This window comes from Postechiella marina, from assembly GCF_039538365.1.
Classification (GTDB): domain Bacteria; phylum Bacteroidota; class Bacteroidia; order Flavobacteriales; family Flavobacteriaceae; genus Postechiella; species Postechiella marina.
Map to the genome: position 1 here is coordinate 326613 of NZ_BAABCA010000003.1, position 25967 is coordinate 352579.

At 31.6% G+C, this 25967-nt stretch carries 15 protein-coding genes; 9 read left to right on the forward strand and 6 right to left on the reverse strand.

The features are described 5' to 3' along the window. The first annotated feature begins 128 nt into the window (after nucleotides 1-128). Both ABD715_RS07965 and ABD715_RS07970 read left to right on the forward strand, forming a co-directional pair. Nucleotides 129-920: a T9SS type A sorting domain-containing protein gene (locus ABD715_RS07965; protein ID WP_344787622.1), complete on the forward strand. Its 792-nt coding sequence runs from the start codon at nucleotides 129-131 to the stop codon at nucleotides 918-920. Nucleotides 921-1118: 198 nt separating this feature from the next. Next, nucleotides 1119-1922 (forward strand): polysaccharide deacetylase family protein, encoded by an 804-nt coding sequence (locus ABD715_RS07970; RefSeq protein WP_344787623.1) that lies wholly within the window; start codon nucleotides 1119-1121, stop codon nucleotides 1920-1922. A gap of 23 nt (nucleotides 1923-1945) precedes the next feature. On the opposite strand, the gene ABD715_RS07975 is transcribed toward ABD715_RS07970, so the two are convergent. The 4 genes from ABD715_RS07975 to ABD715_RS07990 form a co-directional block, all read right to left on the reverse strand. Further along, complete coding sequence (locus tag ABD715_RS07975) at nucleotides 1946-2206, reverse strand: hypothetical protein (RefSeq protein ID WP_344787624.1); 261 nt, start codon at nucleotides 2204-2206, stop codon at nucleotides 1946-1948. 131 nt (nucleotides 2207-2337) lie between these two features. Continuing rightward, nucleotides 2338-3306 (reverse strand): phytase, encoded by a 969-nt coding sequence (locus ABD715_RS07980; RefSeq protein ID WP_344787896.1) that lies wholly within the window; start codon nucleotides 3304-3306, stop codon nucleotides 2338-2340. A gap of 50 nt (nucleotides 3307-3356) precedes the next feature. Further along, nucleotides 3357-6140, reverse strand: a complete 2784-nt coding sequence (locus tag ABD715_RS07985) for a TonB-dependent receptor (RefSeq protein WP_344787625.1) — start codon at nucleotides 6138-6140, stop codon at nucleotides 3357-3359. Between the two features lie 212 nt (nucleotides 6141-6352). Next, the gene (locus tag ABD715_RS07990) at nucleotides 6353-8947 is read right to left on the reverse strand and encodes a phosphoenolpyruvate carboxylase (RefSeq protein WP_344787627.1); all 2595 of its coding nucleotides are present in this window, start codon (nucleotides 8945-8947) and stop codon (nucleotides 6353-6355) included. Between the two features lie 305 nt (nucleotides 8948-9252). Between ABD715_RS07990 and ABD715_RS07995 the strand changes: the two genes are divergently transcribed. The 3 genes from ABD715_RS07995 (at nucleotide 9253) to nadB (ending at nucleotide 13786) form a co-directional block, all read left to right on the forward strand. Beyond that, a complete protein-coding gene (locus tag ABD715_RS07995; RefSeq protein WP_344787628.1) occupies nucleotides 9253-11079 on the forward strand; it encodes a hypothetical protein in 1827 nt (608 codons plus the stop codon). 215 nt (nucleotides 11080-11294) lie between these two features. Next, nucleotides 11295-12221 (forward strand): quinolinate synthase NadA, encoded by a 927-nt coding sequence (gene nadA, locus ABD715_RS08000; protein WP_344787629.1) that lies wholly within the window; start codon nucleotides 11295-11297, stop codon nucleotides 12219-12221. 2 nt (nucleotides 12222-12223) lie between these two features. Further along, entirely contained in the window at nucleotides 12224-13786 is a 1563-nt protein-coding gene (nadB, locus tag ABD715_RS08005) for an L-aspartate oxidase (RefSeq protein ID WP_344787630.1), read from the forward strand. 17 nt (nucleotides 13787-13803) lie between these two features. On the opposite strand, the gene ABD715_RS08010 is transcribed toward nadB, so the two are convergent. Beyond that, entirely contained in the window at nucleotides 13804-17943 is a 4140-nt protein-coding gene (locus tag ABD715_RS08010; protein WP_344787631.1) for a hybrid sensor histidine kinase/response regulator transcription factor, read from the reverse strand. 213 nt (nucleotides 17944-18156) lie between these two features. Here ABD715_RS08010 and ABD715_RS08015 point away from each other — a divergent pair, with 213 nt between their 5' ends. From ABD715_RS08015 to ABD715_RS08025, 3 genes are read left to right on the forward strand one after another with little or no spacing between them, the layout of a single operon-like run. After that, on the forward strand, nucleotides 18157-21300 hold the full coding sequence (locus ABD715_RS08015; protein WP_344787632.1) for a SusC/RagA family TonB-linked outer membrane protein: 3144 nt from the start codon (nucleotides 18157-18159) through the stop codon (nucleotides 21298-21300). A 10-nt stretch (nucleotides 21301-21310) separates the two neighbouring features. Then, on the forward strand, nucleotides 21311-23062 hold the full coding sequence (locus tag ABD715_RS08020) for a RagB/SusD family nutrient uptake outer membrane protein (protein WP_344787634.1): 1752 nt from the start codon (nucleotides 21311-21313) through the stop codon (nucleotides 23060-23062). A gap of 31 nt (nucleotides 23063-23093) precedes the next feature. Beyond that, entirely contained in the window at nucleotides 23094-24761 is a 1668-nt protein-coding gene (locus tag ABD715_RS08025; protein WP_344787635.1) for a hypothetical protein, read from the forward strand. Nucleotides 24762-24893: 132 nt separating this feature from the next. Here ABD715_RS08025 and ABD715_RS08030 read toward each other — a convergent pair whose 3' ends face one another. Continuing rightward, nucleotides 24894-25226 carry a single-stranded DNA-binding protein gene (locus ABD715_RS08030; protein WP_344787636.1) on the reverse strand — a complete coding sequence of 111 codons (333 nt, stop codon included), beginning with the start codon at nucleotides 25224-25226 and terminating at the stop codon, nucleotides 24894-24896. A gap of 195 nt (nucleotides 25227-25421) precedes the next feature. Here ABD715_RS08030 and ABD715_RS08035 point away from each other — a divergent pair, with 195 nt between their 5' ends. After that, nucleotides 25422-25904 (forward strand): GNAT family N-acetyltransferase, encoded by a 483-nt coding sequence (locus ABD715_RS08035; RefSeq protein ID WP_344787637.1) that lies wholly within the window; start codon nucleotides 25422-25424, stop codon nucleotides 25902-25904. Nucleotides 25905-25967 lie beyond the last annotated feature (63 nt).

Consider the following 25967-nt stretch of genomic DNA (forward strand, 5'->3'; position numbering starts at 1 on the left):
ACACTTATTTTTATTATAAGAAACGCAGCGAAAAAACCATTTAAGCTCTTAATAAGACCATATCTAACTTTTTTTTATATAAAACAGTTGTTAATTTGAAGTAACTAATAACTAAAAATATATTAATTATGAAAAAAATTACTTTATTATTCTCTTTACTTACAATTGGATTACTTTCTGCACAAACACCTTCTGTAACAGCATCTCCTGGTGTTGGCGGAAGCATTACACAAATTGGCCCAGATGGAAATGGAGGGTTTATATTTTTTGATGCCTCTAATAATCCTGTTACAATGACTGTTACTGGCCTTGACCTTGCTAATAGTGGATCGGGAAACGACAAGAACGTCTATTTATCTGTTAGACAACCTGGTGGAACTGTTAATTTTGGTTCTGTTACATTAACCCTTAATAATGATAATGGAGAAACTAATGTTGAAGACATTACATTTGATGGAGAAACCATTACCATATCTGATAGAGATTGGACTATTGGAGCAAATGAAGTTACTATAAGCGCCAATGCTACGAACACATTACAAGATGGTGACACTTACTGGGTTTGGGCTAGGTATTTTGGACCAGTAACAACTGCAAACTCAATGAGGTATGGAGAAGTAGGTTACCCTGCTTATGGAAATTCTGACCAAAGTTTTACCGTGACTTATAACGCTGGTTTAACTTTAAGTAATAAGAGTTTTAACAATGCTAATATTGCAAAAAATATTTACCCTAACCCTGTTTCTTCTACCCTTAACGTAAGCAACTCTATTAACACTAAAACGTATAAAATTGTTAACTTACTAGGTAAAACAATTAAAGATGTTGAAGCTAATGGAAGCATAGATGTTTCTGACTTATCTAGCGGAATTTACATTTTAGCTACCGATGCTGGTAAAGCCAAATTTGTAAAAAAGTAAACACTTTATAATTTATAGAAAAAGCCTTTATGCAATGCAAAAAGGCTTTTTTTTAGTTATAATTGTATTTACCTCAATTATAACTAAAACATGAAAAGGCTAATACTTTTAATTTATAGTAGTTTTTTGCTATGCTCATCTTGTAAATAAAAGCCTAGTTTTATTGGCTTTACTTATCCAGAAGGCAAGTACAAAGCTTTGGTTTTAAGCTATGATGATGGTACTATTGAGGATATTGAGTTAGCACGCTTGTTCGATAAAAACAAATTAGTTGGAACATTTAACCTTAACTCTAGATATTTAGGAGTTACCCGTAGTTGGCCTCAAAAAAATGGTGACACCATTTACCAAAAATACGTTCCAAAAGATTCGTTATTAATTATCTATAAAAACCATGAGATTGCTGCTCATGGTACGCTTCATAAAAATTTTGGTGATATATTGAATAAAGAAATTCTTGAAGAAGTTAATACAGATATTGATGCCTTAACTAAACTTACCAACAAAGATATAGTTAGTTTAGCTTACCCTTTTGGCAATACAAATGCTAGTATTGCAAAGCTAATTTCGAGAACAGGTATTATAAACGGACGTACAGTGGCAGATACTTATAAATTTAGTTTGCCAGAACATTATATGATGTGGCACCCAACATGCCATGATAGTAAAGCACTAGATTATTTAAGTACATATTTAGAAATGAATAACCAAGAATTATCGCTTTTTTACGTTTGGGGTCATTCTTGGGAATTTGGAGATGTCAAACGATGGTACGACATGGTTAAATTTTGTAATAAAGTTGGAAAAGCAAAAGATATTTGGTCTGTAGGAAACGGAGAGCTTACTAAATATTTAAAAGCAATTGAAAACATTGAAATTAAAAACAATAGAATAACAAACCCAGTTGACAATGAAGCTATATGGATAAATCTCTCTACAGGAATTAAAAAACTTAACCCCGGAAATACCATTAAAATAAAAACAATGGCTAAGAGCGTGTAAAACACTTAAACATTAACAAATTATTACTGCATATTAAAATAACCTGCCAGACTATTATTTATTTTATCTTGAAGTGAGTTTATACAAACTCCGTCTTTTCTAAAAATAGTAATATTTTCTTGTACACGATTACGTTCTACACTGTTTCTTATTTCTATAAGCTCTATATCTGTAAAATTTTCTAAATAGCTTTTAACATCTGTATCTAAAGATTGATCGTTTAAAAAAATCTTAATCGTTTGTTGGGTTGGCGAATTTCTAATTTCAGATCTATAAGGTTTCATAAATGCTATTTTTAAATTAACCCCAAAAGCAGGACTTGTTATTCCTTAAAGTTAATGTTTTTTTTAAATAAAAGCCCATAAAAAAAGTCCTTTCTAAAAACAAAAAGGACTTTATAACATAAAAAACGTGGTTATTTTTCTAGCTCTAATTTTTTTAAATCGTGAAAAAAGAAATTCTTATCATCATTCATCGATACAAAAAGTCCATTAGGAAACTTATTTCCTAAAGCTGCTGTAGTTACATCGCAACCATCTGTTTCTATTGTGCCTAAGTTAATTTCTTTTATAAACGCATTGGTTTTTGCATTAAACACATTAAAAGTGTGTGCTTGTTGGTTAGACACAATTAAAAAGGTATTATTAGTATATTTTGCTATGGCAATACCTTCAATATCTTCTGTAAAATAGTCTTTTCCAAAACAGTAAATTTCTTTATCACCTTTGCTTGGCTCTGCATAGTATTTACGAATACAATGTCCTTCGTCAGAATAATATACTATTCCCGTTTCGTTATCTACAGCAATAGCTTCTATTTCTTTTTTACCGCTGTAATCGCCAAAAGCACGAATAAATTTAGCTTGTACTCCTAAGCTATCTGATGTTAATAAATATTGGTGCAAGTACCCTTTTAAAGGTCCTGTTTTTCTGCCTACAATAGCATAAATAGCCTTATTTTTTGGCGATTTGTATAGCGCAATTCCCATAGGAGCATTCTCTTCGGGTTTGGTTGCATCTTTAAAAACAGGAAAACCACCATGATCTAGCGGTTGCATATCTGGAACCGAAAACAAACGTATTTGTTTTCGTTCTCTCTCTGTAAAAGCAATAATATCGACCTTTGTAGAATCGTTTAATTTAAAACCATATTCTAAATCGATATTATTAGGTCTTTTAATATTTCTAATGGTTTTACTTTCTAGAACTTTTCCATCTAAATCGAAAGCATAAATAGCACCATTAGTATTCTTGTCTGTACCAAAAACAATACTTTTCGAAGCATCTTTGGGGTTTACCCATATAGCAGGATCGTCTGTATCGTTTAACGTTTTTTCTGTAACCACATCTGCTACTATTTCTGGTAGTTTTGTTGCACAAGACATAAGCACAACAAAACAACCAAAAATTATATTTGCTTTAAGTTTACTCACCTTTATTTTCTTTTAAATAAGTTATATTTTAAACCAAATGTAATACGACGCCCGTAATACTCGGCTTGCATTGTTCTATTTTTTAAACCTTGATAATAACGTAATGGTTGGTCTGTAATATTGTTTAAATCGAAATACACGCTAAATTTAGAGTTAAAGGTATAAGATGTATTAAAATCTAATAAAAACTGCTCGTCGTAATATCTATCTTCAAGCGCATTTCCACCAATTTCATCTATATAAGCATCAGAGTAGTTTGCAGATAATCGTACGCTTAATTTCTTGTCGTTATACCCTAAAGAACCATTAAACATATTTGGCGCTGTACCAGGTAAATCTACATCTGTACGTACGTCTCCATCTTCATTTCTAATACCGTCTGCATCAGATGTTAAATATGTGTAGTTTAACATTACGTTTAAGTTTTTAGCTATACCTGGAAGAAAATCTAACTGACGTTGAAAACTAATTTCTGCTCCAAAAATATTAGCATCGTCACCATTTTGAGGCTGAAAAATATCGTATCCGTTAGAAGGATCTTCTGTTACATATTGGTATGTAAAATCTTCTATACTCTTTTGAAATAAACCAGCAGAAATAATACCCACGTTTTTAAAGTAATACTCGCCCATTAAATCGAAGTTCATAGACTTTGCAGCATCTAATTCTGGGTTGCCTAAATAAATCTCTTCATCGTCTGCAATAACATCTATACTAGGTACAATGTCTGCATAGTTTGGTCTAGCAATAGTATTTGTCCATGCAAAACGTAAAACCGTATTACTGTTTAAATTATATTTAAAATGAAGCCCTGGTAATACGTTTACATAATTATTATCTGCTTCAATTGTTCCTAAAACGTCTTCTTCGTCTTCAATTTGATTACCAATTGCTTCAGTTTTTGTTTTTTCTATTCTAATACCCGCTAAAACACTTAATTTATCAGACAGTTGTTGGTTAACCATAGCGTAAGCACCTAAAACCTCTTCTTTAACCTCAAAATTAGCTCTAACATATTCACTTGGTACATCTTCTGCATCAAATAAATTTGCATTATTTAAATTTAACGCGCCTAAAAACTCAGGGGCTACAAACTGACCTGCAGCATATTGACTTCCTGCTAAGAAATTGGTATCTGTTTGGTTTGTAAGTGGTAATACAGATAAATCGTCAAAATCTCCATTTGTTGGCTCGAACTCGAAAAAGTTATTTGTTCTCTCCTTTTCTTTAAATTTAGAACGTAGCCCGAATTTTAAAAATCCATTTTCTTTATTAAATAAGTTTAATGGCAACTTGGCATTAATAAAGGTATTAAAATCTTTTTCTTCTGTAAATTGATTTTCTTCTGTAATTTCTTTTAAGCTAAAGTTTTCTATACTTACATCGTTAGAATTTACTGGTGTAATAACAGGAAATTCTGTGTCTGATAGGTTTATATTAAAAGGAATTAATTCGCCTCCAGGTGTTTCTTCTAGTTCAAATTCGATATAACGTTCGTTTAAACGCTCTTCTGATGCAGATGCATATGATGCCATCCAATCTAGCTCTAATTTACCAAATAAATGATCGCCCCCTAAGCTATAGTTTTGCATACGTTGGTCTTCTAAACGTGTGTTTTTGTTTCGGTTATTATCTATACCGCCTTTAGTTTGCCTTCTAATTGTACCTTGATACCCTAATGCTGGATTATCTTCGTCTATATACTCAATATCTCTATAACGCAATCTATAACGGTTTTCTCTATCGTCTCTCCAGTTATACATTGTTTTTAAATAGATTTTATTATTAGCATCAAAAGCATAGTCTAAATTAGCAGAAAAACTTCTACGAATACGTTGTACTAAATAAGTTCTAATATCATGTTCTTTAATAAAATCTTCGTTGCTATCATCCCATTCATACTCAATATCATCCGATCCAAAATCAGAATCGTTTATAGAAGTAGAAACCATCCAACCAAACTTGTTGTCTTTTGATTTATCTCCAACTAAAAAAGAACCATTTAAAATTCTTTTGTTAGTAATAAAGTTTAAACCAGAGCCTAAAGTTGCTGCAACTCTAAAACCATTAGGCGATGTTCTTGTTACTAGGTTTACAGAGCCACCTAAAGCATCGGCATCCATATCTGGTGTTACCGCTTTATTTACTTCTATAAGCTGAATCATGTCTGATGGAATTAAATCCATTTGTACATTTCTATTATCGCCTTCGGCTGAGGGAATACGACTTCCGTTTAAAGTTACCGAGTTTAATTGAGGTGCCAAACCACGAACAATAATGTTACGGGCTTCACCTTGATCTACCTGCATGGTAATACCTGGTATACGTTTTACAGCATCGCCTATATTTGCATCTGGAAATTTACCAATTTGATCTGTAGATACTATATTGGTAATATTTTGTTTGTTTTTTTGAGCATTTAAGGCTTTGGCTTGGCTAGAATTATAACCTGTAATTACTACACCATCTAATTCTAATACTGTTGGCGTTATAGTTATAGTAACTTGTTTGGTTACTCCTGCTTGAATATCGACCTCTGTTTTAGAGTCTGAATACCCTATATAGGTTACTTTTAATATTTGTTTTCCTGTTGGAAGATCTACGAATAAAAATTTACCATCTGCATCAGATACAACTCCTTGTTGTAACGATTCTATTATAACATTCCCAAAAGGTATTGGCAATCCTTGTTCATCAATAATAGTTCCCTGCACATTACCATTTTGAGAGAAACTAACTACTGATAACAATAAAGTAAATAGTAAAAATAAGTACTGTTTTTTCATGGTTATTTTGTTAGTTATTTAAAGCACAAAACAACAAAACAATTAACCAAAAGGTTTTAACTTTTTTTTAAGTTAAGGTTATCTATCTTTTTAAAAACAAGTTATTTTAAACTGAGTTAACATTAAAAACACATTTAGATTATGTTAAAAAAAGACAAAAAAAAAGCCCTTAATGTTTCCATAAAGGGCCTTAATACTATTTTTATTTAAAACTACGCCGAGTTTCTACTTGCGTTTATGTTACCAAATAAAGATCTTGTAACTATTTTTTCGAAAATGGCAATTTGCTCTTCGTCTCTTACCTCTTCTTTTTCTAACTCTTGAATCTTTTTAAGCGCAAACTGTTGTATGGTTAACAATGGTAATACAATAGATTCTCTAACTTGAATAGAAGCTCTACCAGAAGGCTCGTTTTCCATTAACTCTTTATAACCTGTAAGCTTTAATAATAATGCTTTGGTAGATATGTATTCGTTATAAATAATATCCCAAAAGGCACCAAACTCCTCGTCTTTAGACATGTACTTGGTTAAATCGAAAAACGATTTTGTTAAAGACATCATACTATTTTCTAACAATGTTTTAAAGAATTTAGAGTTTTTATAAAGCTGTTCTACTTTATAAAACTCTCCTCTTTCTTCGTATTGCTTTAAGGCAACACCAACACCAAAGAAACCAGGAACGTTTTGTTTTAATTGGCTCCAAGACCCTACAAAAGGAATAGCTCGTAAATCTGAAAACACTAATCCTCCATCTTTATTACCTCTTTTAGATGGCCTACTACCAATATTAGTTTTTGCATAAAACTTTAAAGTACTCATGCGCTCCAAGTATGGAATAAACATGGGGTGACTTTTAAAGTTTTTATAGGCTTCGTAACTCGTTTCGGCTAAATCGTTCATTACAATTTTATCGGCCTCACTCATTTCTTTGTTATCCTTACCTAATCTATTAGAAAGTCCAGAACTTATTAATTGCTCTAAGTTGAATTTAGAAGAGTCTAAAGTTCCAAAATTAGAACTAATAGTTTGTCCTTGTATAGTTAACTGCACTTCTTTATCTTCGATAGTTGGCCCTAAAGAAGAGTAAAACTGATGTGTTTTTCCACCACCACGGGCAGGAGGTCCACCACGACCATCAAAGAAAATAGCTGTAATATCGTATTTTCTAGAAATTTCTGTTAAACGTTCTTTAGCTTTAAAAATTCCCCAGTTTGCCATTAAGTAACCACCATCTTTTGTTCCATCAGAGAAACCTAACATAATGTTTTGTTTATTACCTCGACTTTTTAAATGTGCTCTATACGCAGGGTTAGAGTACAACTCTTCCATAACTCCTGGTGCGTTTTCTAAATCTGGAATAGTTTCAAAAAGTGGAGCCACATCTACAGTTAAATCGTCTTTAAATGCTGTTAACTTAAGCATAGCAAAAAGTTGCATAACATTTAGTGCGGTTTGGTTGTTACTAATAATGTATCTATTAGCACCTCGCTCTCCATTAGATTTTTGAATTTTCTTAATGGCCTTAATTGTTTTTAAGGTATTGGTTACCATTTCGTCTTCAAAAACATCAACATCTATATGCTCTTCTGTTTTTACTTCAGATAAAACCTTTACTTGCTCTGCATCGGTTAAATCGTGATAATTCTTTGGAAACGATTTATGTCCGCTTTCAATTAAATTATCTATAACCGTAGTAAATACACTGTGATGTATTCTACTATCTTGTCTTATATCTAACATGGCAAAATTGTACCCAAACAAATGCACTTTGTTAATAAGACTGTTTATTTCTGAAATATAAAGCGATTGATGATCTTCCTTAATAACATCGCGAATGCTTAATAATTCTTTTATTAATTCTTTTGATGAAATGGCATCTTTTGTTTTTAAATCAATACTATAATTATACATTATAGTTTCTAATTTAATAACGCGCTCTTCTACACCTCTAAAAGTAAGTTTTCGTCTTAAATTTTTAAGATCTGCATAATACTTTTTAAGTATAGCTTTCTTTAATTTATTAGCAACTTTTACAGTAGTATTAGGCTTAACAAATGGGTTACCATCTCTATCGCCTCCTGGCCAGAAACCAATATTTATAATTTCGTTGTGTCGCTTACCATCATCATAAATATTTTGTTGTATATAATTGTATATATCTCCAAAAGACTTATAAAATACGTTTTCTAAATACCATATTAAACTTTTAGCCTCGTTATAAGGTGTAGGCTTTTCGCGCTTAAAAAATGGTGTTTTACCAAGTTGCGCAAATAAATCGTTAATATCGTTTAGGTTATTATTCTTTACCGCTTCAGATAAGTCTGTAATAATACCCAAAACAGATCCTGGGTAAAATTGTGTTGGGTGGGCTGTTAGTACAATACGCACTTTAAACTCTTCAAGATAATCTTTTAAAGCTTCTAAAGAATTCTCAGATTTAGCTATATCTTTTAAGTTTCTTAGCGTACCAATACCATCCATATTGTTTACAATAGGAAAAGCTGCATCCTCAATAGCATCAAACAAAACAACTTGTCTTTCAATGTATTGAATAAACCTAAATAATAAGTTTATTTGACTCTCTTCTGATCGTCTTGCTTGGTATTTCTTAAAAAAAGTTTCTACTATTGTTGTAGGGTCGTCGCCTTTGGCAAACCCTTTCTCACAGGTTTCGTGAAATAAAGGAAGTAAAACTCCCGTTTTTGTAATGGAATCAAAGGGTAAGGTCATAAATATACTGTTGTATATTTGATATTTAGACAATACACTTTGGTTAAATCTTGTTAATTTTGGCTCTACAGACATGCTATCATTCTATTGAAAATTAGCCATAAAAATAGTAAACAAAGCCTTAAGAAACATTGTCTATTTAAAGTTTTATCGATTTACATAGAATGTTTTATTCTGATTAAGAATAATTAAAAAAAATACGGATTATGGTTTATTCTTTATAATCAAAATTCTTCAAAACCATCGTTTTTAGTTATTACAAGCTATTTCCATTTAATTTTACAAAGTACTTGTGCCTAAATTGCATGATTGAAAGTATGATTTAAATCATATAATAAACTTTATCCCATTAATACCTTTGCCAATTAATATAATGAAGTATGAAAAAAACACATTCGTTTCACATTCCTGTAATGGGCATAGGGTTTACAATAGATACTCCTTTAAAAGTTGCTCAATATGGTATAGATTCTGTAATCTCTTTGGTAGATGATATTTTACTAGAAAAATTAAGAAAAATGTATAGCGAAAAGTTTGAACGCTCTTATAAAGAAATCTCCAACAAAATTGATGATTATAGAGCAAAACGCATTACATCGTATTTAAATTTAATTAGCGATTTAGCTGACGAAGCATTTGAAGACCTTAAAACTATATCTTACAAAAAAAACGATAAAATAGCAGCTTATATTAGCATGCTACCAGAGGGTTCTAAAATAAAATCGGAGTTTAAAAAATTAACATCGACAGAATTAGATTTTGAAAAAATTAAAAATTGGATTGCCAATAATTTAACCATGGGCACTATTGATGTTAATATAATGACCAAAGTTGATAAAGACAACTACTTAAACAACAAAAAACTACCTATAGAACATAACGACGCTCATGCAGCACTGCGTGGTTTTGCAAAAAGTAAACTAAACTCGTCTGTTATACTATCGGCAGGCATGAACCCTAGATTGTTTACTTATATGGCTCAATTTAACGACTTTTTTCCTAATGTAAATGGTTTCTTTAAAAAGCGCATCATATTAAAAGTAAGTGACTATAGATCGGCATTAATTCAGGGAAAATTTCTGGCAAAAAAAGGGTTGTGGGTTTCAGAATATAGAATTGAATCTGGCCTTAACTGTGGCGGACATGCTTTTGCTACCAACGGATATCTTTTAGGCCCTGTTTTAGATGAGTTTAAAACACGACGACACGAATTACAAGAAGCTATTATAAGTATATTAAATACAGAACTAGAAAAGCAAAATAGAGCCATTTTAAACCCCAACACAAATTTTAAAATTACAGCACAAGGAGGCGTTGGCACAAAAGAAGAACACGATTTTTTATTAAAACATTACAACCTAGACTCAATAGGTTGGGGTAGCCCTTTTTTATTGGTGCCAGAAGCCACAACTGTAGATAAAAACACGCTAAATCAATTAGCAAAAGCAAAAGAAGACGACCTGTATTTAAGCAACATTTCGCCATTAGGCATACCCTTTAACAACCTAAAAAACAATACAAAAGACGCAGAAAAACAACTTTTAATAGACAAAGATAGACCAGGAAGTTCTTGCCCTAAAAAGTTTGTTGCATTAAATAAAGAGTTTAAAGAAACTGGTGTTTGCACTGCTTCAAGAGAGTATCAACATTATAAAATAAAGGCTTTAAAAGAAGCTAATTTATCTGTAGAAGCTTATAAAAACCAATACAATAAAATTATAGAAAAGTCTTGTACCTGTGTAGGTTTGGGCACATCTGCTCTTTTAACTTACAGCCTAGACACCAAAGTTGAGGGCGAAGGCGTTTCTATTTGTCCTGGACCAAACATGGCATACTACTCTAAAATAATGAGTCTTAAAAACATGACCGACCATATTTATGGAAGAGACAATATGATTTCTAGAATAGATAGACCTAATTTATTTATTAAAGAATTACATATTTATATAGATTTTTTAAAGGACAAGTTGGCAGGCGCTAGAACATCTATGACCAAAAAAGAAGAAAAATACTTGCTTACTTTTACCAAAAACATGAAAGCAGGTGTTTTGTATTATCAAATTTTATTTAATACTGTTAACAAGGCTTTTACAAAAATTAAATTTGCCACTTTAAACGAACTAGACAAAACAGAATTAACCCTAAACGAGATTCATCTAGAAATTCAAAATTTATCTTTAAATCAAAAAACACAAGCATTAACGTAATTATTATACAATCCCTCTTTTCTTTTTTATTAATTATTTAAGCATTTACTTAACAATTGTTTAATGATTTTATAAAAAGGCTGAGGGTATTTTATTCTGAGGCTTTTTTTAAGACAAACACATCTCAATACACATTTTAATTAAGATATTTGCAGTCTATAGTTTAACTAACATAGGCATGTTATTTGCTATATTAGTTAATAAATAAGATTAAAATGGATTTAGTACAAGAAATAAAACGCCTTAAAAAAGAAAAAAACGCTGTTATTTTAGCACATTACTACCAAGTAGCAGAGATACAAGATATTGCAGACTATGTTGGAGACAGTCTTGGGTTATCTCAAAAGGCTGCAGAAACAGATGCTGACATGATTGTATTTGCTGGTGTACATTTTATGGCAGAAACTGCCAAAATTTTAAGTCCAAACAAAACGGTTGTTTTACCAGATTTAAATGCAGGCTGTTCTCTAGCCGATTCTTGTCCGCCAGAATCTTTTGCCGATTTTACTAGTAAACATCCAGACCACGTTGTAATTACTTATGTAAACTGCTCGGCAGAAATAAAAGCTTTAAGCGATATTGTTTGCACCTCATCTAACGCATTAAAAATAGTAGAATCTATTCCTAAAGAAACACCTATTATTTTTGCACCAGATAAAAATTTAGGCGCCTATATTATTAAAGAAACAGGCAGAGACATGTTACTATGGGATGGTAGCTGTATTGTTCACGAAGCTTTTTCTATAGACAAATTAATAGAATTACATAAAAAGTATCCAGATCATAAAATTATAGCACATCCAGAATCTGAGGCTCACATCTTAGACACAGCAACCTATATTGGCTCTACTGCTGGAATGATTAATTATGTAAAAGAACACCCAGAACAAAAATTTATTGTAGCTACAGAAGCTGGTATTTTACACAAAATGCAAGAAGAAGTACCTAATACAGAGTTAGTGCCTGCTCCTGCTAAAGAAGATAACACTTGTGCTTGTAGCGAATGCCATTTTATGAAAATGAATACGCTTCAAAAACTACACGATTGTTTACTTAACGAATCGCCACAAATAGATGTTCCAGAAAAAATAAGAAAACGTGCATTATTACCTATAGAACGCATGTTAGAACTTTCAAAATAAAAATGATTAACACAAATTATTTAGTTATTGGGTCTGGTATTGCGGGTTTAACTTTTGCTGTAAAAATAGCAGAGAAATTCCCGAATAACAAGGTAGTTATTGTAACAAAATCTACCGAAGAAGAATCTAACACTAAATACGCACAAGGCGGAGTCTCTATTGTTTTAGATAACGACAAAGATTCGTTTAAAAAACATATTGAAGACACTTTAATTGCTGGCGACGGACTTTGCGACGAAGATGTTGTAGAAATGGTTGTTAAAAAAGGACCAAACCGCTTAAAAGAATTATTGCTTTGGGGTGCTAATTTTGATAAAAATGACGAAGGTAATTTTGATTTAGGGAAAGAAGGCGGACACTCAGAATACAGAATTGTACACCATAAAGACATTACAGGCTACGAAATTGAGCGTACTTTATTAGAACAGGTACACAGATTACCAAATATAACACTACTACCTCATCATTTCGCCATAGATTTAATAACAGACCACCATATAAAGGAAGTTAAAACAGATAAAAAAATATGTTATGGCGCTTATGTTTTAGATCAAAAATCGAATAACATAATTACAATAAAGTCAGACAGCACCTTATTAGCCTCTGGCGGTATTGGTCGTGTTTACGGACATACAACAAACCCTATTGTTGCCACTGGAGATGGTGTTGCCATGGCGTATAGAGCAAAGACTAGAATATCAGACATGGAGTTTATCCAGTTTCATCCTACTGCTTTGTACGATATTAGGGGCGGACGTTCTTCCTTTTTAATATCAGAAGCTGTTCGTGGTTTTGGAGCTTATTTGCGCAACGAAAAAGGCTATCGTTTTATGCCAGATTATGATGAACGAGCAGAATTAGCCTCTAGAGATATTGTATCGCAAAGTATTGATAACGAACTTAAAAAATCTGGCGAAACTCATGTTTTTCTAGATTGTACGCATTTGGACATGACGGGTTTTAAAGCTCATTTTCCGAACATATACAAGCATTGTTTAGACAACCATATAAATATTGAAACCGATTGGATTCCTGTTGTTCCTGCCTCTCATTATTTATGTGGAGGTGTTGATGTAGATATAAATGGAAAAACATCTATAGAAAATCTTTTTGCCTGTGGAGAATGTACCAGAACAGGACTGCATGGTGCAAATAGATTAGCATCAAACTCTTTATTAGAAGCCATGGTGTATTCGCATCAAATTTTTAAATATTTATGCGAACACCCTATAGAGCCATTGCAATTAAATATTCCTAAGTGGAATGATGAAGGTACTGTTATTCCTGACGAGCATATTATTATTCAGCATAATTTAAAAGAACTACAAGCTTTAATGCGTAATTATGTTGGCATTGTTAGAAGTGATAAGCGCCTTAAAAATGCTAAAAAACGATTAGACTTAATTTATGAAGAAGTTGAAGAGTTTTACAAAACCTCTAAGATTACAACATCTTTATGCGAATTACGAAATATGATAAGTGTTGCATATTTAATAATTACACAATCTATGGCTAGAAAAAAAAACAAAGGAGGCTTTTTTAGTAAGGATAATGTAAAAAAATAAAAGATTATATTGCCTTTTTATTCTTTAGGGCTCGATTTTCTATAATCAGTAGGTACTTTTCCATATAATTTCTTAAAACATTTAGCAAAATATGAAGGTGTATTAAAACCAGAAAGATACATAACTTCTTTTATAGAAAGGTCTGTGGTTTCTAGCAATTGCTTGGCACGCTCCAGCCTAAAACGTCGTATAAATTCCCCTAAAGAAAGCCCTGTTAGCTCTTTAAATTTTGGGTAAATGGCACTTCTACTTATAGACATTTCTTGCACTAAATTATCTACATTAAATTCTGTATCCATAATATTAGCTTCAAGTAGTTTTAAGGCCTTGTTTAAAAACTCTTCGTCTGGAGAAGCTATGTAAATTTCTTTTGGATTAAAACTTATTTTTTTCTGAATGTGTTTTCTTAAATTGATGCGATACTCAACTATGTTCGATATCTTTAGTTTTAAATATTCAAGGTCAAATGGCTTAACAATATAATCATCTGCTCCTGTTTTAATACCATCTATAAGGTTGTTTTCGCCTGCTTTTGCGGTTAAGAAAATAACAGGAATATGGTTTAAAGCGTTATTTTGCTTAATATTATTTACAAACTCGATACCTCCCATTACTGGCATCATAATATCGCTTATTATAATTGTAGGCGCCTTTTCTTCAACCATTTTTAAACCTACTGCTCCATTTTCTGCTTCAATAATATTATAATCTCTTTGTAAACCGCTTCGTATATATGTACGCATATCTAAATTGTCTTCAACTATAAGAATATCTATTTCTGAGTTTTTGGACTGTTTATTATCTAGGGCTGAGGCTTCTTCTATTATTTTTTGAGACTTCTCTAATATATCTGGAAGTAAATCTCCTTTGGCAAAAGATTGAGATTCTATAATTTTATCAGATTTGTAATAATCAAAATCTTTAGGAATAGTAATAACAAAATTAGTACCTTTATCGTTACTCTCTGCATAAATAGAACCATGATGAAGCTGCACAAGGCTTTGTGTTAATGCCAAACCAATACCCATACTATAGCTATTTCTGTTCTCTGCAGAATCGTCGTTAAAAAATCTATCAAATATTTTATCTAAACTTTTAGGCGATATTCCAGAGCCATTATCTTTTACAATAATTTTTAAGCAACTTGCTAGTTTGCCATCTATAACTGCATCTATATTTTTAACTACAATATCTATTTTACCATTATCTGGAGTAAATTTAAAGGCATTAGATATTAAATTGTTTAAAACTTTCTCGATAGCATCTTGACTAAACCAAGTAATTAACTCTGCCTCTTCAAAATGTAATTTTAAGCTTATATTTCTGTTATTTGCAATAAACTCGAAAGATTCGATAATTTCATGTATAAATTCAATTATATCTTGATAATTAACTTTAAGTACCATCTTTTTTTTATCAATTTTTTGAAAATCTAAAAGCTGATTTACAAGTCTTAATAATAACGAAGAATTCTTTTGCATAATTCTATACTGAATCAAGCGCTCACTATCATCTAGTACATCATTATTTTTTTCTAAATACTGCAAAGGCCCATTAATTAAAGAAATAGGAGTTCTAAATTCATGAGATACATTTGTAAAAAAATGCATTTTCATATCATTTAACTCTTTATTTTTCTCTGTAGTTAAATTATCCATTAATAAAATATGCTTTTCTTTTGTTTTTATAATGGTGTATTTACCCAGTAGATAAAGAGCCATTAAGACAAGCAAACAATATATTATATATGCTAATGGTGTTTTCCAAAAAGGGCTAGACACTATTATTTTTAAAGTGGTTACGTCTTTACCCCAAACACCATCATTATTAGAACCTTTAACTTCGAAGATATATGTTCCTGGCTCTATATTTGTGTAGGTTGCTATTCTATTTATAGCATTTGTTTTAACCCAGGTATTATTAAAACCTTTTAACCTATATGCATATTGATTTTTTGCTGGTGATGAAAAATGCAACCCTGAAAACTGAAACGAAAAATTATTTTGAAAATATTTTAGTTTAAGTGTATCTAAAAAAGATATATGTTGCTTTAAAACAACAACACCATCGTGCTCTTCGTTTGTATTAACTATTTTATTTTGCAAATAAAAGTTATCTAAAACCACTTTAGGTGTAAATAAATTATCGGTAATTAATTCTGGATTAAAAACATTAAACCCATTTACGCCTCCAAATATCATATCGCCATTATCGAGTTTTAAACTAGATAATTCTTGAAACTCATTAGCTTGTAATCCATCATTTTTATTGTAGTTTTTAAATGTTTTTGTAGATGGATTAAATTTAGAAATACCATTATTAGTAGAAATCCAGAGGTTTTGGTTTACATCTTCTTCTATAGATTTAATAGCATTATTTACCAAATCTTGATCTTCGCTATATTTCTCAAAGTATTCTTTTCCAGAAACACTGTCTTGTATATACTTATTTAACCCACCACCTAAAGTACCAATCCAAAGTTCTTTTTTAGAACTTTCAAAAATTGGAAGGATATAATTATGGCTTAGACTTAAACTATCTTCTGGGTTATTTTTATAAGTTTTAAACTCTAAATTATCTAATTGCACTTGGTTTGCAGCTATTTTGTTTAACCCCTTACTGGTTCCTATCCATATATTTCCCTTAGAGTCTTCAAATACATTACGAACAATATTACTAGCCAACCCATCATTCAAATCAAAATGAACAAGCTTTTTAGAATTTGCATTTTCTTTTCTAAATAGACCTTTATTATATGTTCCGTACCAAACCTGACCATGACTATCTTTAAAAATTTTATAGATATAAGAGTCTATGTTTAATAAACTCTTTATTGGTTTAATATCTCGAGGGTTTGTAATATCTATTTCGCAAACACCCATGGCAAACGAGCTACCTATTTGAAGTATTTTTTTTCCAGAAATATTTAATTCGCATATAGAGACCGCATTGTTTATTTCTTGTATCTTTTTAAAATTAGAATAATTACCTCTGTTTTTTCTTTTTGTTAAAACGCTAAGACCTCCGCCTTGAGTGCCTACCCACAAAGCATCATTACTATCTTTAAAAATTAACTTTACAACATTATTATTTATATCACCAAAATTTAAAGTTGTGTTGTAATGTTTAAACTTTTTTCTATTAGAATTTAACTTATTAATACCGCCACCAAGTGTACCAACCCATACTATTCCTGTTTTATCTATTAGCAAAGACCTAATAAAATTAGAACTTAAACTATGTAGGTTCTTCATATCGCTTTGGTAGTTTTTAATCAATTTTAGCTCTTTATTTTTTGTTAGCTTGTATTCGTCTATACCTTTATTAGTTGCAGACCAAATGTGCCCTACTGTGTCTGAAGTAATAAATTTAGAAGCATTTTTGTTTAGTCTTAATTTATTAAAAGGAGTTAATGGATCTTGATAGTTTTCAAAGAGAAAAATTCCAAAAGAAGTAGCAACAAATAAATTATTATTAACATAGTGCAAATTTCGAATAGGCACACTTTCCATTTCGAACAAGTCTATTTTGTATACTTTTTCATTATTTTCTTTAGCTAGATATAAACCAGACTCACTACCTATTAATATGTTTCCTTTCTTATCCTCAAAAACAGTATTTATTATATTTGTTCTCAAAGAGATTTTTAACACGTTTTCAAAATAAAGCTTGTTAAGGTTCGAAACATTATAACCTACATCTATACCATCTGCTGTTATTATCCAGACTCTATCTTTACTATCAAAATAAAGATTAGTTATAAAATCATTTGAAATTTTAAGTTTGCTAGTTTGTGCATTTATTCTTGTAAAATTTTCGTTTTTTCTATTGTAAATATTAATTCCAGACCCAGTTGTTCCTACCCATAAATTCCCAAATTTATCCTCGTTAATACAACTTATTAAATTACTACTAATAGAATTTAAATTAGACGGATTGGGTTTATATATTTTAAAATCATACCCATTATATTTATTTAACCCATCATTTGTTCCTGCCCATATGTACCCTAAATGATCTTGATAAAGAGCTAAAACATCATTTTGAGACAAACCCGAATCGCTAGATATATGTTCAAAGAAAACATCTATTTGGCAATGCGCAAATTGACAAAATAATGCTGAAAACAATAGGTATAAAGTACTTTTAAAATTCATTTTACACTAGTTAACATGTTTTACAATATTCTTACTTAGTAAGAATTTTATTGCCACAATATTATAAATAAATCAAATTTTAAGCAGTAATGGTAATTAAATCGCAAATATTTTTGGCTCAAGGACAATTGTGTTATGGTTTTGGACAGAATTTCTGTTAGTAGGTATACGTCAAATCTAACTTTACATTTCTAAACTATTAACTAAATTATTATGATTAAAAAATTAAAGGTAAAAAAGAGAAAGTTATACTTCCTTTTTGTTACAATTTTAACATTTTTGTCAACTACTCTAAGTTATGGTCAAAACCAGATCATTTCAGGAAAAGTTACAGAAGAAGGAGGCGTGCCTTTAGCAGGTGCTAGTATTATTGTAAAAGGCACTTCTAGAGGAGTAATATCAGATTTTGATGGAAAATTTGATATTAAAGCAAAAAAAGGAGAAATTCTTCAAATTAGCTACTTAGGATTTATTGGTAAAAGCGTTACCATAGCAGACAACATTACGCTAAACATAACTCTAGAAGAAGACCGTGCTGCTTTAGAAGAAATTGTTGTTGTTGGTTATGGTACTCAAAAGAAAAAGGAAGTTACTGGAGCTGTTACTAAAATAGATTCAGAAAAAATTCTACAAACCTCAACTCCAGATTTATCTACCGCATTACAAGGTCAAGTGGCAGGTGTAAATATTCAAGCTGCAAATGGTAGCCCAGGAGAATCTGCAAACATACAAATAAGAGGTTTAGGCTCTTTAAGCGAAGACGCTCTTGGTCCTTTATATGTGGTAGATGGTATTCCTTTTGAAGACAACCCTAACATTTCGCCAGAACAAATAGAAAGTATAGATATTCTTAAAGATGGTGCCTCTGCTTCTATTTACGGTGTAAGAGCCTCTAATGGTGTTATTTTAATAACCACAAAAAAGGGAGAAATTGGCAAAACTGTAGTACGTCTTAACAGTTATGTTGGTATTCAAAATATAACATCTGGAGTTGATAGGTTAAACACTCTAGAAACATTTTATCAAATAAACAGAAGAGACGATGATAATGCTTCTGGTAGTAGCCCGCTATTTAGCAACCGTAGAGCATTTAATAATGATAGTGATTTTGTAGAAGACATTACAAATGATAATGCAATTATTCAAAACTACGCCTTAAATATTTCTGGCGGTGTAAAAAACCTCACTTTAAACTTTAACACTAACTATTTTAATCAAGAAGGTGTTATTATATTTTCTGGTTTCGAAAGACTAACAAACAGACTAACTGCAAGTTTTAATAAAGGTAAATTTAAAGCATTTGCCAGTGTTAATATGTCTAACGAAGAACGAGAACGAGCTCCAGGAAACAGTTACAGAAGAGCTTTAAGTGCTGCTGCTTACTCTAGGCCAATTAGCGAAATACTAGGCAATTTAGAAGTTGTTGATAACGATGATGATAACGACAACTCGGTTAGCGGTTTTGTAAGAGACTATTTAAACAAGGATGTTCAAGAAACATCTAAAACCAACGTTGCCTTAAGATTAGAGTACGAACTTTTAAAAGATTTTAACTTTAAAGTTAACCTAGGAAACAATAAATCTAATTCGTTTAGAAAACGATTCGAACCTCAGTATTTAAATTTTCAAGGAGATGATAACAATGTGCTTAACGTACAAGGTTCTAGGCTTAATGCAGAATTACAAGAAGACAATACAAGAACCGACAGAAGAAGTATAGAAAACATATTAGCTTATAATAAAACGTTTGGCAAACATAAAATAGGATTATTGGGTGTAGTATCTTACGAAGATTACGAAACCATAAGAAACAGAGTTAATGGTTTATTTCCTTTTGATGCACCTAATAACAATGTACAAGTTTTAGCAGGAGCAACAGAAACATTTGCTACGGGAGATATTTTAGAAAGAAGCTTAACAGGAAAACTATTTAGATTACAATATGGTTTTGATGGCAAATATTTGTTTTCTGGTAGCATAAGAAGAGATGGCTCTTCTAAATTCTCTGAAAAAAATAGGTTTGGTACTTTCTTTGGCTTATCAACAGGATGGAACATACACGAAGAAAATTTTATGCAAGACATAAATCATGTTATTAATAACTTTAAACTAAGAGTAAGTTATGCCGAATTAGGAAACCAAAGCATACCAGATTATCGCTTTGCTCCAATAGTAGAGTCGGGTATTAATTATCCTTTTCAAAACTTAAGCGGACAAGAAGTTGTAAACACAGGTTTTATTTCTAGAAGATTAGCCAACGAAGATTTAAAATGGGAAACAACAATTTCTAAAAACATTGGTGTAGATCTTAGCTTTTTAAAAAATAAGTTAACGCTTACCATGGATGTATACGAAAACGATAAAGAAGACATGCTACTTAACTTATTACTACCTGGTTCTGCTGGTTATAGCCAAACTAGAGCTATTAACACCTTTGGTGTGGTATCGGTTAATGCAGGAGACATGACCAATTCTGGTGTAGAGTTTAGCGCATCATACAAAGACAGAACAGCTGGTGGTTTAAAATATTCTTTTACCTATAACTATACTAAAAACGTTAACAAAGTAACAGACCTTAATGGTATTGACCGTGGTTTTGGAGGTGGTAATCTTTTTGGAGATTCAACAACTTTTTATGCTGTAGGACATGAGGCTGGTGCTTTTTTTCTTTTAAAAAACCAAGGTGTTATTAAAACAGATGAGCAATTAGAAAACTACAGAGCAACTTTAGACCCAGGAGAAGCCCTTAAATTTAATAAAGGAGATTTAATGTTTCAAGATCAATTAACGGTAGATACTAATGGAGATGGCATAGCAGATGCAGGCGATGGCTTTATTAATGACGACGACACCGTATATAGTGGGTCTGGTCAACCAGAATTTGAAATTGGATTCAATACAAATTTACAGTATAAAGGATTTGATTTATCTGCCTTAACCTATTTTGCTTACGGTTTAGAAGTCTACAATGGCTCTAAATTAAATGCATATCGAGGTAGAAGACATAAAGATTTACTTTATATGTGGACAGAGCAAAACCCGACATCTGATATTCCTGCAGAAAGAGGTACAAATAGCGAAAATGTTAGAGCTAGAAGTGATTATTTTTTAGAAGATGGCACTTATTTAAGAATTAGAACTTTAACATTAGGTTATAACTTTCCTAGAAAGAAAATACAAAACATAGGCTTAGATAGGGCTAGGGTTTATTTAACTTCTGTTAACCCTTTTACATTTACAGATTATGATGGATTCGACCCTGAAGTTGGAGGTAACGGATTATCTACAAGAGGGGTTGATAATGGAAACTACCCTGTTGCAAGACAGTTTTCTGTTGGCCTTCAAGTTAACTTTTAAAAAAAGAATTATGAAATTTATAAAAAATAAAATATACCTTTTAGCACTTGCTAGCTTAATATTAATAAGCTGCGACGAAGATTCATTTCTAACTAAAGAAAACCCTAATGCCTACGAAGCTTCACAATTTTACAAAAAAGCTGCAGACTTTAATAGCGCATTAGCAACAGTATATGGTGCTCTACAATTTCAAGGCGTTAGTGGAGGCGATTTAGTATCAGAAATGGCACAATCAGACTTAACTTTTACGTTTACCTTTTCGCCAGACCGACGATACCAAGACTTAACTTATAACGATAGCGATGCATCTATTGTTAATAAATGGAATGAATTACATACTGGTATTAATAGAGCAAATCAAGTTATAAATAACCTAGCACTAGTTGGAGAATCTGTATTTAACAACCCAGAAACTATGGCTAGTATAGAAGCACAAGCAAGATGCTTAAGAGCTTTTTATTACTTTCAATTGGTAACAACTTATAATACTGCTGTTTTACACACAGAAATTATTACAGATGCTAGTCAAGCTCAAAAAGAATTAAGTTCAAGAGAAACAATTACGCAACAGGTAATTATACCCGATTTAATTTTTGCAAAAGAAAATTTACCTAAAAATTGGGATGGTAACAATATAGGTCGAGTTACTTCTGGTACCGCAGGATCTCTATTAGGTAAACTATATTTATACGATAAAAACTGGCCAGATGCAGCAACTGAATTTAAAGAAGTTATTGAGTCTGGAGCCTACAGTTTAGTACCAAATTACGAAGATAATTTCACACACTACAACGAGCTAAATAGTGAGTCTATTCTAGAAACCGTTTATTCTTTCGATTTAGCAGAAGGAGCAAATGGTAATACAGTAGACGATACACCAAATGGCTCTACTGGTGCAGAATCTTCAGAACTGGCCAGAAGAGTTGGTAAAAACAGACTAGGAGGAAATGCTAACATACTAGTATCTTACCCTTATTTAGAACTACTTACAAACGATAAGTTAGCAAATGGCACCCAGGGACATTCACCTAGGTTATCATACACAGCTGCACCAAATAATTTTGAAGGACTTTACTATGGCTATGCAACTGCAAACGAAATGGCATCTCCTAGATTTAATGCAGCTATTGCTGCATATGTAAAAAAATATTCTAATTGGTATTGGCAACCTACCGAAATTGCATTAAACCGATCTGGAATAAACTTTAGACACATTCGCTATGCCGATGTTTTATTAATGTACGCAGAAGCCCTTTTAGAAGGTGGCAATACTAGCGACCAAACCAAAATAAATGAAGCTATAACTTACATAGATATGGTTAGAGCAAGAGCAGGCGTATTTACCATACAAGATTACTTAGACAACAATAGCAATCAATTTCCGCAATTACACATTTCTAGAATAGGAGAACCAGAAGGCACAGAGCTACCTTTGGTTAGTGCCACTGCTGCAAATTTATTAACACACTTACAACGTGTAGAAAGACCAACAGAGTTAGGTTACGAAGGACATAGATGGAAAGATTTAGTTCGTTGGGGCATTGTAAGAGAAGTACTTGAAGATGCAAAAGCCCACGAATTTAAAACAGTTACAGAGTTTTCTCAAAGTCCTGCAAATCGCGCACCATTATATTTAAGAGAGCTTTTACGTTTTTCTAGAAATGATGACAAACATTTTAATAGCGCTATAGATAAATATTCTACTGGATTCGATTTTTGGCCAATTCCTAATCTCGAAAGACAAAATAATAATGCCCTTTAATTAGGCTAATTAATATAAAACACACACAATTATGAAAGTAAAACATAATATTATCAAATCTCTATTTGCCATCGCAATGATGCTTATAGTTATGGGGTGTAACGACGACGATAGAAATTTAACGCTACCAAGCCACAGCATAGTAGAGAGTTCTCATCAATACGCAGGTAATGCAGTGCAGGTAAATCAAGAAATATCTTTTGCAGATGTCTCACACGGTGTTGTTTCTAGAACCTGGTCTTTACCAGATGGAGTAGCTGCAACCATATTAAAATTAGACAAAGATGTTTCCAATAGAGAAGCTATTAGGCAAGCCCTTAGTAACAGAGATAATCTTACTGAAGAAGAAATTGAAAATTTAGAATCTCAATTACGTATAGGCGACGAAACTCTACTACCCAGTTTTGATGAACCAATTTTAAAATTATCCTTTCCTGAAGCTGGAATTTACGAGCTTACAGTAATACAAGAATTTGAAGAAAACCCGTTTATTAGAAATGAAATAGAACCAACAGATAGCAATATAGTAGAAACAGTTTTTATTATAACAGTATCCGATCCTATTAGATTTACTAATGTACAAGGAACCTTTTTAAATTCTGATGGAAGTCTAGGCGAAACATTTAACGTTACAAATAATGCCTTAGCACAGGTAGAAGCAGGTCAAACTGTACGTTACACTTTTGACGTAAGTGGTGCTGTTGACGAAATAAATATAAATGCAGATGGAGGTATAATAGTACCAGGAAGTTTAGTAAACAACCCAGAACTAGGTAATGGCATGGTAGATATAAAATATAACGGTCTTAGTAATTATGATTTAACACTTACTGCCTACAAAATAGAACCAGACAGCGACAGATCGATAACATTTACAAATGCAATTACAGTTGTACCATCTTCTGCTCCATTTATTTTAACTGGTGCTATTATAGAACAAATGGACGAACGCATTTCTATTCCTTTTAATGGTGAATTTGCATCTATAGCAGGAGATGTTAGCACTAATTTTACAGTTAAATTATTTGATCAAGCCAATACTTTTGTTAAAAATCTAAATATAGCAACAATTACTAACAATGCAGATAATTTAACTTTATTAGACATTACGCTTAGCGAGCCTATATATAGTACAGACAACATAAAAGTGTCTTATGATGGTAATGCCTCTTTAGAATCTACAGATACTAGAACTCCTGAAGCTTTTACAGACCAGCCTGTTGCCATGTACGCTCCAAATTTAGCAAACAATAATATTGCTGATGGTGTTACAACCAATTGGACGATAGTTGACCCTAATGGCGCATACGAAATATCTACCGAACAAGCTTTTACAGGAGACACAAGTATAAAAATAACTAAAAATGGAGAATCTGGAAACTTTAGAATAAGAACACCTTTCGGTGCTACAGTAAGCATAGATCTAAATAAACAATACGTTACAAGAGCTAGAGTATATATAGATCCTACTGTTGCAACACCAGGAGGTCTTAAAATACACTCTTTAGGTTCTGCTCCTTGGTGGGGAATTAATCAAAACTTATCAAATATAAATAAAGGAGAATGGGTTATGCTAGAACGTATTATTCCATTTCCAAAAAACAGTTATACAAACTTCGATATAAGAGTTGATGGCACAAGCGACACCATTATATATATTGATGATATTTACATTGGCGAATACGAAGTAAGACCTTAATTAATACTATCTCTAATTAAAAAAACAGAAGTTTTTAAAGTTTCTGTTTTTACTATTATTAGCTAAAAGACAAAAAAGACTACCATTATACATGGTAGTCTTTTCTTTTTTGTTTTGGGAACAAAAAAAGGTTTATTTGCCAAGCATTAACAACTCGCCACAAACCACTTCGGTAATATAACGTTTATTGCCATCTTTATCTTCATAACTTCTAGAAGTTAGTTTGCCTTCAATAGCTACTTCTTTACCTTTGGTTACATATTTTTCTATTATTTGTGCTGTTTTTCCCCAAGCTACAATATTGTGCCACTGGGTATCCGTTATTTTTTCACCTTTGTTATTGGTATAACTTTCGTTAGTTGCAATATTAAATTTAGCAAGTGTTTTTCCTGATTCTAAATTGATGATTTCCGGATCGTTTCCTAAGTTACCAATCAACTGTACTTTGTTTTTAAGTGTGTTCATAATATATATTTATCGTTAAACAGTTAATACTATCGAGTTCTTATGTTTCGACACTGCAAATATCTTAACACAACCAAATGCTAGTCGGTTATTACTTAATTAAAATCGTTTGTAAATGTTTGTAGTCGTTTGTAAACGATTATTTTCACCTATATTTACACAGCATAACCAACTGAAAATCAAATAAATTTAAAAATGAAAGCGGTATTAAAAATAGAACTAAGACCTACCAATCTAAACGATCTGGATACGCTTTTTCTATTTCAAATAGATGCTAAAGCCAATTACCTAAGTGCTTTTACTTCAAAAAACCCTTTAGATAAAAAGGCTTACATTCAAAAATGGACATCACTATTATCTAATAAAAAAATTAATGCAAAAACAATCCTTTTAAAAAATAAAATAATAGGTAGCATTGCTAAATTTGAAATGGAAGGCCATGCAGAAGTAACATATTGGGTTGCTAAAGCCTTTTGGAATAAAGGAGTTGCTACCCTTGCTCTTACTCATTTTTTAAAAACCGAAAACAAAAGACCTATTTATGCACGTGTTGCTTTTGATAATTTAGGTTCTAAAAAAGTACTAAAAAACTGTGGCTTTACTATAATTGGAAAAGATAAAGGGTTTGCTAACGCTCGTAACCAAATAATAGAAGAATTTATATTTGAATTAAAATAAATAATTTAAAAACGAAATAGATACAGCCCAACACATAATTAATCGCACATTGAAAATTTTTAT

Coding starts and splice junctions, on each gene's coding strand:
- ABD715_RS08035 (WP_344787637.1), top strand. CDS start 25,422: ATGAAAGCGGTATTAAAAATAGAACTAAGACCTACCAATCTAAACGAT.
- ABD715_RS07980 (WP_344787896.1), bottom strand. CDS start 3,306: ATGTCTTGTGCAACAAAACTACCAGAAATAGTAGCAGATGTGGTTACA.
- ABD715_RS07975 (WP_344787624.1), bottom strand. CDS start 2,206: ATGAAACCTTATAGATCTGAAATTAGAAATTCGCCAACCCAACAAACG.
- nadB (WP_344787630.1), top strand. CDS start 12,224: ATGATTAACACAAATTATTTAGTTATTGGGTCTGGTATTGCGGGTTTA.
- ABD715_RS07965 (WP_344787622.1), top strand. CDS start 129: ATGAAAAAAATTACTTTATTATTCTCTTTACTTACAATTGGATTACTT.
- ABD715_RS07990 (WP_344787627.1), bottom strand. CDS start 8,947: ATGTCTGTAGAGCCAAAATTAACAAGATTTAACCAAAGTGTATTGTCT.
- ABD715_RS08025 (WP_344787635.1), top strand. CDS start 23,094: ATGAAAGTAAAACATAATATTATCAAATCTCTATTTGCCATCGCAATG.
- ABD715_RS07985 (WP_344787625.1), bottom strand. CDS start 6,140: ATGAAAAAACAGTACTTATTTTTACTATTTACTTTATTGTTATCAGTA.
- nadA (WP_344787629.1), top strand. CDS start 11,295: ATGGATTTAGTACAAGAAATAAAACGCCTTAAAAAAGAAAAAAACGCT.
- ABD715_RS08010 (WP_344787631.1), bottom strand. CDS start 17,943: ATGAATTTTAAAAGTACTTTATACCTATTGTTTTCAGCATTATTTTGT.
- ABD715_RS08020 (WP_344787634.1), top strand. CDS start 21,311: ATGAAATTTATAAAAAATAAAATATACCTTTTAGCACTTGCTAGCTTA.
- ABD715_RS07995 (WP_344787628.1), top strand. CDS start 9,253: ATGAAAAAAACACATTCGTTTCACATTCCTGTAATGGGCATAGGGTTT.
- ABD715_RS08015 (WP_344787632.1), top strand. CDS start 18,157: ATGATTAAAAAATTAAAGGTAAAAAAGAGAAAGTTATACTTCCTTTTT.
- ABD715_RS08030 (WP_344787636.1), bottom strand. CDS start 25,226: ATGAACACACTTAAAAACAAAGTACAGTTGATTGGTAACTTAGGAAAC.